A 14,617-nucleotide genomic window follows, 5' to 3' on the forward strand; every position below is an offset into this window, starting at 1 on the left:
CCTCCTACCTGCTTACTACTTGATGCTAATTCCTGTGAATGGATTTTCGTCACGATTCGCAGAGAAATTGAAGTTCGTGACATCTTTTTGATAAATTGCTGTTTTCTTAATGTAAGAGATAGGAAGAATCGCTCCCTGATCTTGCAGTGATGTTAAAACAGATGTGTAAAGCTGTTGACGTTCTGCTTCGTCTGTTGTCTGCGGAATCAGTGCGATTTGTTTAAGTATTTCCGCTTTGTTCGGATAAGCTGAAATGGCTTCATTAAATCCAAAGCCTTCTTTTGCCACTATGTTAATAAATGTATGCGGATCATATGGCGCACCATAGTTACTAAAGAAATTAATCTCAAAATCATTATCTTTAAATCTCTGAACTTGAACGGCAAGCTCCACTCCAACAATATTTAATTTTACACCAATGGCTCCCCATTCGGATTGGAGCGTTTCTGCCATTGCTTTTTGAATAGATTCAGCAGAATCGTACATCATCTCTATTTCAAGCAGCTTTCCATCTTTTTCACGAACCGTTTTCCCCTTAGGAAGAATCCAGCCCGCTTCGTCTAATAACGCCTCAGCTTTTTTAACATCATAGTCAATGGACTCAACATCAATATCGGAAGTGTAGGGCAAGTTTGTCGGTAGAATAAAATCTGCTGATTCTTCTAGTCCAGAAGTGATTCCTTTTACCATTGCTTCCTTATTAAATCCATAATGTAATGCTTGGCGAACACGTTCATCGGAAAGCGTTTCTCTTGTTGTATTTAAAACAAGCTGCCTCGTAGCAACTGGATCAGAAATGGTAGTTTCATATTTACCAGTAGATTCCAATTGCTTGAAAGCGTCTAAACTGATCACACCTTCTCCATAAATTAAGTCCAGCTCACCTTTTTCAAACGCTAGTACTCTCGTTTCCGCATCAGGAATGACTTTCACTTTAATTTTTTCTACGTTTGGAAGCTCACCCCAATAATTTTCATTTCGTGTGAAAATTGCATATTCATCTTGTTTATACTCATCCAAAATCCAAGGACCAGTACCAACCGCTTTTTCGACACCTTTGGAGGTATCACCATCTGCCGGGAATCCAGCTTCACCTAAGATACGAACTGGTCGTACAACAGCTAACTCCTGAATGGTTGGATAATAGGCTTCCGTTAATGTCATTTTAAACGTAAATTCGTCGATTACCTCCGTACTAGCTATTTTCGAAAGAAATCCTAACCAACTATGTAATTCCATATGGTTCAATACTGTATCAAAATTCTTTTTCACGATATCTGCATTAAAGCTTGTTCCATCGGAAAATTTCACATTTTGACGTAAATGGAAGGTATATACTTTGCCGTCGGTTGAAATTTCCCAAGACTCTGCTAGATTCGGTTTCAGCTTTCCGCCTATCCCGTAGCTTACCAACGGTTCATACACCATTGACTGAGCAAATAATTGTGAAGGATTGTAAATATGTGGATTCATTGCGCCAACATCCCTCGGCCATGCGATTGTGAGCATGTTTTCATTATCGTCTTTAGACGTTGAAGCTTCATCACTAGCATTTGTACAACCAAGTAATATTGTTGAAAATAAGAAAATAAAGATAGATGTTAATAAAATATTCCGACGACTTATCGTATAAAACATATAGTTGCCTCCCAATTGAAGTTGATAATCATTTTCAATTGTAAAAGCATCACAAAGTCTTGTCAATATACTATTCTATTGTTATAACATTTTATGAAAAAGCTTCGCATCCTATCTGAAATTCCCTTCCGTTTCTTTTAGAAAAGCATTTAAACAGTGAGCCATTGAAAAAGCATAATACCAGTTGTTAGTCATGCCAGTCTCGATCCTCTCTATAACTACCATAATAATTAAACTACTTACTTTAAAAACTATAGATAAGCATAACGGTTAGTTTACTGGATATACAAAGTTTGATAAACTTTTGTTGAATTGCGAAAGCGTTTTCTTTTAGTAGAACTGTGAGAAACGGTATGAAAATGGAGGTAGGAAAATGGTACAAACAAATGAATTTGCACACCGAATGGCGAGCAAGACCCTCAAACTTGTCGATAAGGAAGGATACCCTGTTGCAGGCAAAGAAGTAAAACTTAATCTGACAAACCATAAGTTCTTATTTGGTTGTGGTATTTTCGATGCAATCGAAGTGGCAAACAAAAATGTACCGGCAGACAGACTTGCATTTCAGGAAAACAAACTGGAAAAGTTCTTAGATGTATTCAATTCTGCAACACTACCTTTCTATTGGGGAACATTCGAACCTGAAAAAGGAAAACCACGTACAAAAGAATTAAAGGTTGCAGCTCAGTGGTTGAAAGAAAGAAATGTTACCGTAAAAGGACATCCTCTTTGCTGGCACACAGTCACGGCTCCATGGCTTCTGGATATGAGCAATGAAGAAATCCTAAAGTCTCAGTTTGATAGAATTGAACGTGATGTAACAGACTTCAAAGGATTAATCGATACGTGGGATGTCATCAACGAAGTGGTGATCATGCCAATCTTTGATAAATATGACAATGGAATTACAAGAATCTCCAAAGATCTTGGCCGTGTGGGCATCATTAAAGAAATGTTTGCAAAAACGCGTGAATTCAATCCAGGAGCAACACTCTTATTAAATGACTTTAATACTTCTATTAACTATGAAATCTTAATTGATGGCTGCCTGCAGGCTGGTATTTCCATTGATGCGATTGGCATTCAGTCACATCAGCATCAGGGATATTGGGGACGTGAAAAATTAGAAGAAGTACTAGACCGTTTCTCCCACTTTGGTCTTCCCCTGCACTTTACAGAAAATACATTGACTTCCGGACATCTTATGCCTTCTGAAATAGAAGACCTAAATGACTATCAAATTCCTGAATGGCCATCTACACCAGAGTTTGAAGAACGACAAGCAAAAGAAGTGGAAGAAATGTATTCAATTCTGTTTAAACATCCTCAGGTAGAAGCCATTACAACCTGGTCCTTCAGTGATGATGGTGCTTGGCTTGGTGCTCCAGCTGGATTTGTCCGAAAAGATAATAGCCCAAAACCAGCTTATGAAGTATTGAAGAAACTGATTAAGGGTGACTGGTCCACAAATGTGAAATGTAAGACAGATGACAATGGAATGATTTCATTTGAAGGATTCCTAGGTGATTATGATCTTGTTTGTGGAGATAAGAAACGAAGCTTTAAACTAGACAAAGTAGCTGAAACCGTACAGATTACAATCTAATTGATGTACTAAAAAAGAATTAAAGTTTACTGCCAAATTCCGTAAAGAATTCCTTTTAAAAAAGACACAAGAATTGACGTATGAATTGGCATACGTCTTTTTCTTTATATAATGGGTTTCTACGAAATTTCATTAACATTGACATAAGATCTATGATTAAGTAGGTCCGCACTTACCGGTCAGGGGTGCAGGTTAAATTAAGCACCTGAGCAGGATAAATAGACGGAAGAATTCCGCTTAATTTGTAATTATTGTTAAAAAAAGCTTTAATAGACGGAGAGATTCCGCCTATTAGCTCAAAAAATTTAAAAATGGGAGATTTTGCTTTACATAAGCGGAAATCCTCCGCTTATTTAACCCGAAACGAGCTCCATTTTGCATTTAACCGGAAAATCTCCGGTTATTATTTTACTGGGTTACTCGATTAAGGACAAGTCATCTTATTTAATGAGTAGTGAGTAAAATCCAAGAGAACCTCATTTTGATGGTTTATATAAATAAGGCTTTTGTATTCCTACTAAATAATTTTCATGTAGATTATCACGATTCCATGGCCGGCAAGCTTGCAGAAGCTACCTCCGTAGAGATCCCCCTTCGTTTATGACCCATAATCTTATTTAGGATTTGGCTGACAAGTTTCGTGAATAGAGGGTGGTCTCGGTGCCGTGGGTAAGGAAGACGGACAGGAACTTCGAGTACAATTTTGCCTTCTTCGATTAAAATGACGCGGTTCGCTAGCGCTACAGCTTCCTCAACGTCGTGGGTAACGAGAATCGCGGTTAATTGCTTTTCACTCCACAATTCTTCAATCAATTCATGCATTTCTAGACGTGTCAAAGCATCCAAAGCACCAAGCGGTTCATCCAGTAATAGCAGTTCCGGCTCATGAATCAAGGCTCTTGCAAGTGCTACCCTTTGCTTTTGACCCCCGGAAAGCTCAGAGGGCCAAGAAGAGGCACGGTCCGCCAATCCTACTTGTGTCAAAACTTTATCAATCTGCTCTTTCTGGGCTTCCTTTTTTAACCCGAGTGCTACATTATCATATACTTTTTTCCAAGGGAGAAGCCTTCCATCCTGAAACATAATTTTGGCCAAATCATTACGCCCTTTTAATTCTTTACCGTTTACGACTAATGTACCTGAATTGGGGGCTTCGAGCCCCGCCATAATACGCAGTAAGGTGCTTTTGCCGCAGCCGCTTTTTCCAACCACTGCAATAAACTCTCCTCGATTCACCTGTAAATCGATACTTTTTAATACCTCATTCCCATCAAATTCTTTCCGGATAGTTGAAAGTTCTAGTATCGGTTGTTTTGTTGCCATCTTCTTTGCCTCCTCTTACATCTGATGGCTCGGATGCCATTTCAAAAATTGTTTTTCCGCTAGCTTTGCCATCACATCAGACAGCTTTCCTAATAGTGCGTAAAGCAGAATACTCAATATAACGACATCTAGCTGCATAAATTCCCTAGCATTCATGGCCAAATAACCAATTCCTGAATCAGCGGCAATCGTTTCCGCTACGATTAATGTTACCCAGGTAATCCCTAGTGCAAATCTGACGCCAACAAGGATGGATGGCAGTGCAGCGGGAAATATAACATGCCAAAACAAAGAAAACCCTTTTAGTTCATATACATACGCCATTTCAATCAAGGAAGGGTCAACCGAACGAATCCCATGGTAGGTATTGAGATAAATTGGGAAAAACGTTCCTAGGGCAACAAGAAACAGTTTCGCTTCCTCGCCAATCCCAAACCACAGGATGACAATGGGCAGTAAAGCGAGATGCGGGATATTACGGATCATCTGAATGGAAGAATCTAGCAAACTTTCTGAAATTTTGGAAATGCCATTGACCAACCCCAAAGCAAAACCGATTCCCCCGCCAATCAAAAATCCAACAAAGGCCCTTTTGGTACTGGTCCAGACATCCGATACCAGCTGGCCGCTCTTTAAGAGGTCGACTGCTGCGGTAAAGATATCCACCGGATTTGGGAGTACTCTATTGGAAAGAATCCCAATAGAAGATGAAACCTGCCAAGTGATCAGTAATACTATTGGAATAATCCATGGTAAAATCTTTTTCGTTTTCATATGCCTCCTACCTCACTGCCTTTTTTTGGGGTAAGATGTTATTCGCCATAATCTCACCAAATGGACTTACAATGGAAGAAGGTCTCATTCCCTCTAGATTCAAGTGTGGGAATAATAACTCCGATACGCGGTAGGCCTCTTCCAAATGCGGATATCCTGATAATATAAACGTCTCGATTCCAATATCCTCGTATTCTTTCATTCTTTTAGCCACTGTTTCTGGGTCTCCGACAAGTGCCGTACCTGCACCGCCACGTACCAATCCGACCCCAGCCCAAAGGTTAGGGCTGATTTCTAAATGATCTCTCCTGCCTCTATGAAGTTCGGACATTCTCTTTTGCCCTACAGAGTCCATCCGGGAAAAAACCTCTTGCGAAGACGCTATCATATCATCGTCAACATATTTGATTAACTTGTTGGCTGCTTCCCATGCTTCTTGTTCTGTCTCCCTAACAATGACATGGAGGCGGAGGCCGAAACGGAGTTTCCTTCCTCTTTCCTCCGCTAATTTTTTTACGGCTTTTATTTTTTCTTCAACTTGCTTTGGCGGCTCGCCCCAAGTCAAATATACATCCACATGATCAGCCGCAATTTGCTGCCCAATTTCCGAAGAGCCTCCGAAATAGAGTGGAGGATATGGTTTCTGAACAGTCGGATATAATTGCTTTGCCCCCGAAACATCTAAATGGGTTCCTGAATAATTGGCTTCTCCTTTTTCCAGCAATTCCTTCCAAATCGTTAGGTATTCATCGGTCAGCTCGTACCGTTCTTGGTGAGATAGATGGACTCCATCACCGGCTAGTTCCACAGGGTCGCCCCCGGTTACGACGTTAATAAGAAGTCTGCCATTCGATAACCTGTCAAAGGTTGCAGCCATACGGGCTGCATTGGTTGGCGACATAATACCGGGACGAACCGCTACCAAAAATTTCATACGTGATGTCACTGGAATTAACGAACTCGCTACTACCCACGCATCTTCGCATGATCTTCCAGTCGGCAGTAATGCACCAGTAAACCCGAGATTGTCTACTGCTTGAGCGATTTGCTGGAGATAAGGAGTATTCACTTCTCTTCCTCCGGTTGTTACACCTAAATATCGTGAGTCTCCATGTGTGGGAATAAACCAAAATACATTCATCTTTTTTCCTCCTCTTACTTTTTTGGTTTCCATTGTGCTTCAAATGTGTTAATTTCCGTCGGAATTAACTGTAGTTCAAAAAATTTGTCGGCAATTTCCTGTTGATCCTTCATTCGTTCCTTTGTTATCTGTTCAATGCCAAATGCTCTGCGTCCGAGTACAACTTCGAGTGTTTCCTTATCGATTCCAATTTGCGGAGCTAAAAATTCAGCTGCCTCTGATTGGTTATCCTTTACCCATTGTTCTTCTTTCCCTAATTCCTCAATGAGGATTTCAAGGACCTTCGGATGTTTTCCAGCAAATGTTTTAGAGGCAAGGAAGAACTCACGATTGTTGACTAGCCCAGTACCATCTGCCAAAATACGTGCTCCCGTTTGTCTTTGCGCTTCTGCTAAAAATGGATCCCAAATCACCCAGGCATCCACAGCCCCTTTTTCAAAGGCAGCTCTTGCATCGGCTGGAGGTAAAAAGGCCGTTTCGATATCTTCATACTTCAGTCCATTTTCTTCTAATGCTCTTACTAACAAATAATGAACATTGGACCCTTTATTTAAGGCTACCTTTTTTCCTTTCAAATCTTTAATACTCTTAATCTCTGAATCTTTAGGAACAAGGATGCCCTCACCCTTTTGATTAGCTGGCTCATTAGCGAAATAGACCAATGGTGCGCCTGCTGCCTGAGCAAAGATAGGAGGTGCCTCACCAGTATGCCCGAAATCCAGGCTGCCTACATTTAATGCTTCTAGCAGCTGAGGACCCCCTGGAAACTCAGTCCATTCTACCTTATATCCCAGAGGCTCTAGCTTCTTTTCCAATGTTCCTTTTGCTTTTAGAAAATTTAGTGAACCAAACTTTTGATATCCAATGTGAATTGTTGTACTTCCACTCTTATCACCGGAAGCCTTTTCTGTGGAGTTTTGATTGGTGCATGCACTAAGTAAAAATAAAAACAGGGTCAAGCTAATCAGCATGAATTTATTTAGTTTTGACTTCATGGTATACCTCCTGATTTTTCTGTATTTTTTAATAATTAATTAAGAGATTTAAGGATGTCTGTAATTCAAGCACCGCTGATTCCAGTCTTTCTTTAAGGTGAAGGTCAATGAAATTTAACTGCTCACCGGAATAGCTGAACTGTGAATCAACCAGATAGACTCCTTGAGAAATTTCACGTGCGCCAAGGGTAGAAAATAAAGGTTTAAATGCATATTCGAGCGTCAACAAATGTGCAATGCTCCCACCAGAAGCAATCGCCAGCACTTTTTTTCCCTCTAGACTTTTCTCCGGCAACAAATCAAAAAAGCTTTTCAAAATTCCTGGGAAACTTGCTTTATAAACAGGACTCACCACAATCAGTGCATCTGACTGTTCTACTAACTGTTGGGCTTTCTTTATTTCTGGATGGTTAAACTGTGCATGAAGCAGAGCTTCAGCAGGCAAATCCCTAACGGAAAGCCTTTCTACCTCATTTCCCCCTTCTACGAGGATATTACTAACAAAGGAAGCAATGGCTGCCGTTCGTGAAACAGAGGCAGGGCTCCCTGAAATAATTAAGATTTTAGTCATTTTCATTGGCTCCTTTTTAATTGATTTTCATAAAAACAAAAAGGCCCCTAACTCTTTACTAAGTTAAGGACCTTCAGCTGTCTGATCGGTCGGCATGACTATGCGATTTGCCCCTAGTCCGGGGATAGGATGATGTTTTGTTAGATAGATTACTTTGTCTCCCTTCTTTACAGCTTTCTTAGATTGTTTCCCACATGTTTCACTTTCTAAATACTAGTAAAGGAAAACAAAATAGGCCCTGCAATATTTAATCGTGTGATTTCAACATTGCAAGGCCTTCAGTGGTCTGATCGAACCTTCATTATTCCGATTGGTTAACTACGGATTAATTTATCAAGATTTCCCAACATTGTCAACTATTTTTTTACGAGCTGAATCTTGAGTAATTCAGTCAAGATTACATGGTGGGTAACTTAATTGATAGGTTTAATCTATGGGAGAGCCAAATAGGATGTGATAAAAAAAGGCTTGGTACAGACGACTTACTTAGATATACAACGAAACCATGAAGCACCATTATTATTTCAATATATATATACAAGTGCACCTTACTTGCATGAATAACCTTCTCAGGTTATTATATAAGTTTGGTAAAATCGTTTTCGTTATCATGTTTTTCTTTTTATATTCTAGGAGGAAACGAAATGAATGTCATTGAGGTTCAAAATTTACGAAAAGAATTTAATTCATATACGAGCCGACCCGGTTTGGCCGGAGCGTTTCGCGATTTATTTACGAGAAATTATAAAATCCATGCAGCCGTTGATAATATTTCCTTAACCGTTAAACAAGGTGAAATGGTAGGGTATATTGGAGAAAATGGTGCTGGTAAGTCAACTACCATTAAGATGTTAACCGGCATTTTAACGCCTACATCCGGTTCCATTATCGTGAATGGTATGAATCCCCACAAGCAGCGAGAAGAATTCGTGCGAACCATTGGTGTGGTGTTTGGGCAGCGGTCACAGCTTTGGTGGGATATCGCGGTTCAAGAATCCTTCCGGTTATTAAAAAAGGTATACCGAGTTTCGGATGAAGACTATGACCGTCATATGGGCCATGTGATAGAGACGTTAGAAATCGGTCCTTTACTAGATAAACCGGTACGAAAGCTGTCTCTTGGACAACGGATGCGCTGCGAATTGGCTGCCGCTCTTGTCCACAATCCTCCGCTCCTCTTTTTGGACGAGCCAACGATTGGACTAGATGTATTGGTGAAATTAAAAATTCGTAAGTTTCTACAGGAAATTAACGAACAATATAAAACCACCATTCTCTTGACGACACATGACTTAACGGATATTGAAGCCCTATGTGAACGAGTGGTGTTATTAGATGAAGGAAAAATTATTTATGATGGCAAGCTAAATCAGCTTCAAGAACATGCGGTGGAAGGAAAACAAATCGAGTTTGAATTTTTGTCAGAAGTCCCTCGCAGCTCCCTGCCTCGTGTTGAAAATCTTCAATGGGAGCAAAAGGATGCGACGACCTGGCTCGGATATATCAATGGGGATGAACAAATGGTCTCTCGATTGATCAGTGATGTTGTCCAAAGGAATCCGATTAAGAATGTTCGAATCAATGAAATTTCAACGGAAGAGATTGTCCGGAAGATCTATGAAGAAGGTATGGCCCTCACATGAGTATGTATATAGAAATGATTCGGGTTCGCTTTTTAATGATGCTCGCTTATCGGACAAACTATTATAGCGGGATATTAATATATAGCATTAATATCGGTGCTTACTATTTTTTATGGTCAGCGATTTATGGAGGAAAAGAACAAATTCAGGGATTGTCCGTCGCTCAAATGACCACGTATGTGGCTGTCGCCTGGATGGCACGAGCGTTTTATTATAACAATATCGATCGGGAAATTGCCGCTGAAATCAAAGACGGCAAGGTAGCGATTGAAATGATTCGCCCGTATAATTATTTAGGTATGAAAACCATGCAGGCACTAGGCGAAGGCGTTTTTCGCTTATTGTTTTTCTCCGTCCCAGGTATGATTATTGTGGCCTTGATTTTTCCGGTCCGCTTTGATGCTAGTTTGACCACGTGGCTATTTTTCTTTATTTCACTAGTTTTTAGTTTTATTGTCAACACGCACATCAACCTATTAACGGGTATTATGACATTCTTTTTATTTAATAACTCAGGGTTGATTCGAGCAAAACGTGTTGTCATCGATTTGTTCTCAGGTTTACTTCTCCCTATTTCTTTTTATCCAGACTGGGCTCAAACTTTAATGTCATATTTGCCTTTTCAAGCGATTAGTTATGTTCCTAGTATGATTTTTACAGGAGGCTTTGTGGGGCAGGAGATTTATAAAGCTTTACTTTCACAAGTATTCTGGGTAGTCATTTTACTTATTCCAATCCGACTATTATGGTCGTTAGCAAAAAAACACTTAATTATACAAGGAGGCTGAACCAATGTTTTATCTATCATTGTTCTTTCAATACGCCTCTCAATATTTAAAGACAAGGCTTACTTATCGTGCTGATACGATTATTGAAATTCTTTCTGATCTATTATTTCAAGCTGTCAATTTAATTTTCATCGTAATCGTATTTCGCCATACAGCCTTTTTAGGCGGATGGAACCGAGATGAAATCATTTTTATTTATGGATTTTTCCTCGTTCCTTATGCAATCTTTTCGTCCTTTTTTAACATCTGGGACTTTAATGATCGCTATATTGTTAAAGGAGAAATGGACCGTATCTTGACACGCCCGGTTCACAGTCTGTTCCAAATTATCTTGGAACGAATTGAGCTGGAATCGTTATTCGGTGCGATCACAGGCTTATTGGTAATGGGATATGCTATTATGAACCTAGACATAACCTTAGCTTGGTACGATGTTTTGATCTTTATTGTCATGGTAATTGGCGGGGCTTTTATTTATGCCGGGATCTTTATTTCGATTGCTACGATCGGATTTTGGTCCGACAGTCGTACCGATATTATGCCAATGATGTATAATATCAGCAATTATGGCCGCTACCCTATCAACATTTACAATAAGGTGATTCAATTTGTGTTAACGTGGATTTTACCTTTCGCCTTTGTTGGTGTGTATCCAGCTTCTTATTTTTTAAATCGTGAGGAATGGTATGGATATGCCTTTTTCACTCCTGTAATGGGAATCCTTTTCTTTGGTATTGCGATTCTTCTTTGGAATGCGGGAGTGAAGAGATACCGTGGGGCTGGGAATTAATATACATTACACAGTAATTAAAATGAAGTGAAAAAGCATCCAAGAAAAAATACTAACCATGAACGGAAAAGAAGAGCTCGCCGGCTCTTCTTTTCTTTTTTACATTGATTTAAATAGTTGATTTTTATAGCTGGTGGATGGTAAGCTGCTGATTCCTGCATTTAGGATCAAGAGATTCCGCACTTATCGGTTGGGGAATCAGATTAGATTAAGCACATGAGCTGATAATAGACGGAAAAATTCCGCTTAATTAGTAATTATTTTAAAAAAAGGCTTCCAATAGACGGAGAGATTCCGCCTATTGGCTTGAAAAATACGAAAATGGTAAATTTTGCTTAGCATAAGCGGAAAAGCTCCGCTTAAATCCCCCGAAACTAGCTCCATTCTGTATTTAGCCGGAAATTCTCCGATTATTTTACTTTTACTAGTGATGAAAGTGTTGATATTTTCATCGAAATAATGTCTCCTCGAATCTATTATTTATAAAAAAATTTTCTGTCCGCTTTTGGCACTTTCTAGAGCTCCAAAAACCATCTCCATACTCTTAATGTTATCCGCGCAGTCAGTTTCCGCTAGACGGTTTTCCTCAATGGCACCAAACATTTCATCAAGGCAACCCCAGTGGCCTTCCCGACCTTCCCAGGTGCTAGATGCGGTCTCAAATTTTGTTTTGCTCATAAATTGTATAGGTCGAGTGGTATCCACTACTTCATAAACAGGTAGATTTGATCCATCCCAGCGCACTGCTCCTTTGCTTCCTGTTACCCGCCAATCTGATTCCCATGAAGTATTCGACCCCTCTGCACACCAAGATCCTCGGTAGGAGAATACGGATCCATCACTCATTTCATAGATGATAATCGCTGATGCGTTTCCTTTATACCATGAGCCTGGCGGATTAAACTCGTGACAATAGACAGAAACCGCGTCAGCTCCGGATATGAAACGTGCCTGATCGAATGTATGAATAGCCATGTCCACAATAAGCGGGCTATCCATCTCATCACGGAACCCACCAAAATGCGGCCCAAGAAAAAAGTCAGCATGTAGTGAACCAATCGTACCAATCGATCCGCTTGCTAAAAGGTCTCGCAACGCACGAATCTGTTGGTTATACCTGCGATTTTGCATGACCGTATATTTTTTCCCCGTTTCTTGAGCTACTTTTAACACCTTCTTGGCGTCTTCTAATGATTCCGCCATTGGTTTTTCCCCGAATACATTACATCCTGCTTCCAACGCAGTTGTGACAATTTGTTTATGTGCAGCAGGTATCGTGACATCAAAAACGAGGTTTGCGTTTGTTTCAGAGAGTGCTTGTGATAGATCTGAAAATAATGGCACTTGTAAATTTCTTCGTTCTGCCATTGCTTTTGCCGCATCTAAAGAGACATCAACTAATCCTACAATTTCTGCGTTATTTCTTTGTTCCGCATAATCCAGCCAGGTATTTGACATGCTCCCACACCCAGCTACAACAATTTTATGTAAAGTCAAAGAAATCTCTCCTCCTTTATTCGATGACAAATACTTCTACTCAATATGGAAGAAATAAATCATTTGCATCTTATTTCATACTTTTCTCTTAAACTATCAAGAAGGTCAACTATTGTCAACGCTTTCATACAGATGAGGTTTAAAATTGTGAATTATCACGAAACTTTACATTGTTGTTAAAAAAATCCTTCTAAATATAGATCTAATAAAAAAGCATTTCTCCATCACTGGAAAATGCTTTAGGTTCATGACTATTGATTATACTTATACCCTTTCTTTGCCATTAAGATTTCCTCCTATGTACAAATTCAAAAGTAGTATGCAAAACTTATAGGTAAATGATACTCTTCTTAAAAATAAAAAACTGGTCTGATTTAGACCAGTTTAAGACTTATCAGATCGATAATGATGGTGATATTGGTTAGCCAACACATCAAATAATGGTATGAGGGTATAACCACTACAGCATTGTATTTAATTCAATTATTATTTTACTTTGTTATATTCCTCATCTGATACTGGTTCCAACCATTCTGGATTACCTGCAGTGATTGCAATGTGTACAAACCAGCTATCTTTTGTTGCTCCATGCCAGTGTTTCACGCCATCATGGGTGACAATAACATCACCCGCTTTTAATAATTGAGCAGGTTTTCCCTCTTCTTGGTACCAACCTTCTCCACCAGTTACCAATAAAATTTGAAATCCATCATGATGAATATGCCAGTTATTCCGGCATCCCGGTTCAAAGGTTACATTCCCAACACCAACACTAACGTTAGGATCAGAAACTAATCCTTTAAGATAACTTTGTCCCTCAAAAAATTGTGAATATGGATTTTCCTCGCCTACTGGAAAAATAACGCCATTTTTTACTTCTTCATATTTTGCCATTTTATTTTCCTCCAATAAATATCATTCATATTTGTATCCTTTGGATGATCAATTGCTATAAAAAGTCCCCATTCATGACCTGTTTACTTTAATTTCCCGCCAAATACCGGGAAAAAGCTATGCTCACCATAATTCTGGATTTGCTCTACATTCTTTAAAGTCTCCATATCTGCATCGCTGATAACAAAATCAAGCTCTGAATTGTTTCTCATGTGTTCTGGATTTGCCGTCTTAGGAATTACTACAAGACCAAGCTGGACATCATAACGAAGGCAAAGCTGAGCAACAGATACTCCATACTTATCAGCCATTACCTTAACCTCTGCATGATCGAGAACCGCACCGTGTGCAATTGGTGAATATGCCTCTACCAAGATGCCATTCGTTTGGCAGTATTTAATTAGCTCCAAAGGAGTATTGCTCACATGTGCCAATATCTGGTTTACCATAGGCTTGATCTCACAGCTTGCAAGAATATTCTCTATATCATCCTGAAGGAAGTTAGAAAGACCTATTGCCTTTACTTTGCCTGTCTTATAAGCATCCTCTAAAGATTTCCATACTTCTTTGTTTTCCTCGAAGTAACGGTTCTCCTCACGGAACTCCTTCCAAGGCTGTGGGCTGTGGATAATCAGAAGATCAATGTAATCTAGTCCCAACTTTGCTAAAGATTCATCAATGGACTGCGCAACTGCATCATAGGTCTTTGCTTCTGCAGCAACCTTTGTTGTGATGAATAGTTCTTCTCTTGCGACACCGCAGGATCTGATTCCTTCGCCTACACCAGCTTCATTCATATAAGCCTGAGCAGTATCAATATGGCGATTTCCGATAGATACCGCATCACGCACAGCCTGTGCTGCCTGTGCATCATCAAGCAGCCAGGTGCCAAGACCTAATTTTGGAATCTCTACACCATTTGATAATTTGTAAGTTTCTTTAAACATGCTTTTGTCT

Annotated in this window: 13 protein-coding genes; 4 read left to right on the plus strand and 9 right to left on the minus strand. The window is 39.6% G+C overall.

Going from position 1 to position 14,617, the window contains the following annotated elements; translation table 11 throughout:
• Positions 1-15 precede the first annotated feature (15 nt).
• Positions 16-1,638, minus strand: a complete 1,623-nt coding sequence (gene nikA, locus F4694_RS18700; protein WP_179600725.1) for a nickel ABC transporter substrate-binding protein — start codon at positions 1,636-1,638, stop codon at positions 16-18.
• 373 nt (positions 1,639-2,011) lie between these two features.
• Between nikA and F4694_RS18705 the strand changes: the two genes are divergently transcribed.
• Entirely contained in the window at positions 2,012-3,244 is a 1,233-nt protein-coding gene (locus F4694_RS18705; protein ID WP_179600728.1) for an endo-1,4-beta-xylanase, read from the plus strand.
• Positions 3,245-3,784: 540 nt separating this feature from the next.
• Here the strand turns inward: F4694_RS18705 and F4694_RS18710 are convergent.
• Genes F4694_RS18710 through ssuE form a run of 5 tightly spaced genes read right to left on the minus strand, consistent with a single transcriptional unit; the run spans position 3,785 to position 8,048 of the window.
• Positions 3,785-4,567, minus strand: coding sequence for an ABC transporter ATP-binding protein (locus tag F4694_RS18710; protein ID WP_179600730.1), 783 nt, complete (start codon positions 4,565-4,567; stop codon positions 3,785-3,787).
• Positions 4,568-4,582: 15 nt separating this feature from the next.
• A complete protein-coding gene (gene ssuC / locus F4694_RS18715; RefSeq protein WP_179600732.1) occupies positions 4,583-5,341 on the minus strand; it encodes an aliphatic sulfonate ABC transporter permease SsuC in 759 nt (252 codons plus the stop codon).
• Between the two features lie 7 nt (positions 5,342-5,348).
• The gene (gene ssuD / locus F4694_RS18720) at positions 5,349-6,482 is read right to left on the minus strand and encodes an FMNH2-dependent alkanesulfonate monooxygenase (protein ID WP_179600733.1); all 1,134 of its coding nucleotides are present in this window, start codon (positions 6,480-6,482) and stop codon (positions 5,349-5,351) included.
• Between the two features lie 14 nt (positions 6,483-6,496).
• Positions 6,497-7,477: a sulfonate ABC transporter substrate-binding protein gene (locus F4694_RS18725; protein WP_179600735.1), complete on the minus strand. Its 981-nt coding sequence runs from the start codon at positions 7,475-7,477 to the stop codon at positions 6,497-6,499.
• Between the two features lie 28 nt (positions 7,478-7,505).
• Positions 7,506-8,048: an NADPH-dependent FMN reductase gene (gene ssuE, locus F4694_RS18730; RefSeq protein ID WP_179600737.1), complete on the minus strand. Its 543-nt coding sequence runs from the start codon at positions 8,046-8,048 to the stop codon at positions 7,506-7,508.
• 644 nt (positions 8,049-8,692) lie between these two features.
• On the opposite strand from ssuE, the gene F4694_RS18735 reads away from it, so the two are divergent.
• From F4694_RS18735 to F4694_RS18745, 3 genes are read left to right on the plus strand one after another with little or no spacing between them, the layout of a single operon-like run.
• Positions 8,693-9,691 (plus strand): ABC transporter ATP-binding protein, encoded by a 999-nt coding sequence (locus F4694_RS18735; protein WP_179600739.1) that lies wholly within the window; start codon positions 8,693-8,695, stop codon positions 9,689-9,691.
• Entirely contained in the window at positions 9,688-10,479 is a 792-nt protein-coding gene (locus tag F4694_RS18740) for an ABC transporter permease (protein WP_179600741.1), read from the plus strand. Before F4694_RS18735 ends, F4694_RS18740 begins: the two co-directional genes overlap by 4 nt.
• Positions 10,480-10,483: 4 nt before the next feature.
• The gene (locus F4694_RS18745; protein WP_179600743.1) at positions 10,484-11,269 is read left to right on the plus strand and encodes an ABC transporter permease; all 786 of its coding nucleotides are present in this window, start codon (positions 10,484-10,486) and stop codon (positions 11,267-11,269) included.
• 480 nt (positions 11,270-11,749) lie between these two features.
• On the opposite strand, the gene F4694_RS18750 is transcribed toward F4694_RS18745, so the two are convergent.
• The 3 genes from F4694_RS18750 to F4694_RS18760 all read right to left on the minus strand — a co-directional run bounded on the left by F4694_RS18750 (position 11,750) and on the right by F4694_RS18760 (position 14,607).
• The gene (locus tag F4694_RS18750) at positions 11,750-12,766 is read right to left on the minus strand and encodes a Gfo/Idh/MocA family protein (protein WP_179600745.1); all 1,017 of its coding nucleotides are present in this window, start codon (positions 12,764-12,766) and stop codon (positions 11,750-11,752) included.
• 486 nt (positions 12,767-13,252) lie between these two features.
• Entirely contained in the window at positions 13,253-13,660 is a 408-nt protein-coding gene (locus F4694_RS18755; protein WP_179600747.1) for a cupin domain-containing protein, read from the minus strand.
• 83 nt (positions 13,661-13,743) lie between these two features.
• On the minus strand, positions 13,744-14,607 hold the full coding sequence (locus F4694_RS18760; RefSeq protein WP_179600749.1) for an aldo/keto reductase: 864 nt from the start codon (positions 14,605-14,607) through the stop codon (positions 13,744-13,746).
• Between the last annotated feature and the right edge of the window lie 10 nt (positions 14,608-14,617).

This window comes from Neobacillus driksii (assembly GCF_013409995.1).
In the GTDB taxonomy this organism is placed as follows: domain Bacteria; phylum Bacillota; class Bacilli; order Bacillales; family Cytobacillaceae; genus Neobacillus; species Neobacillus driksii.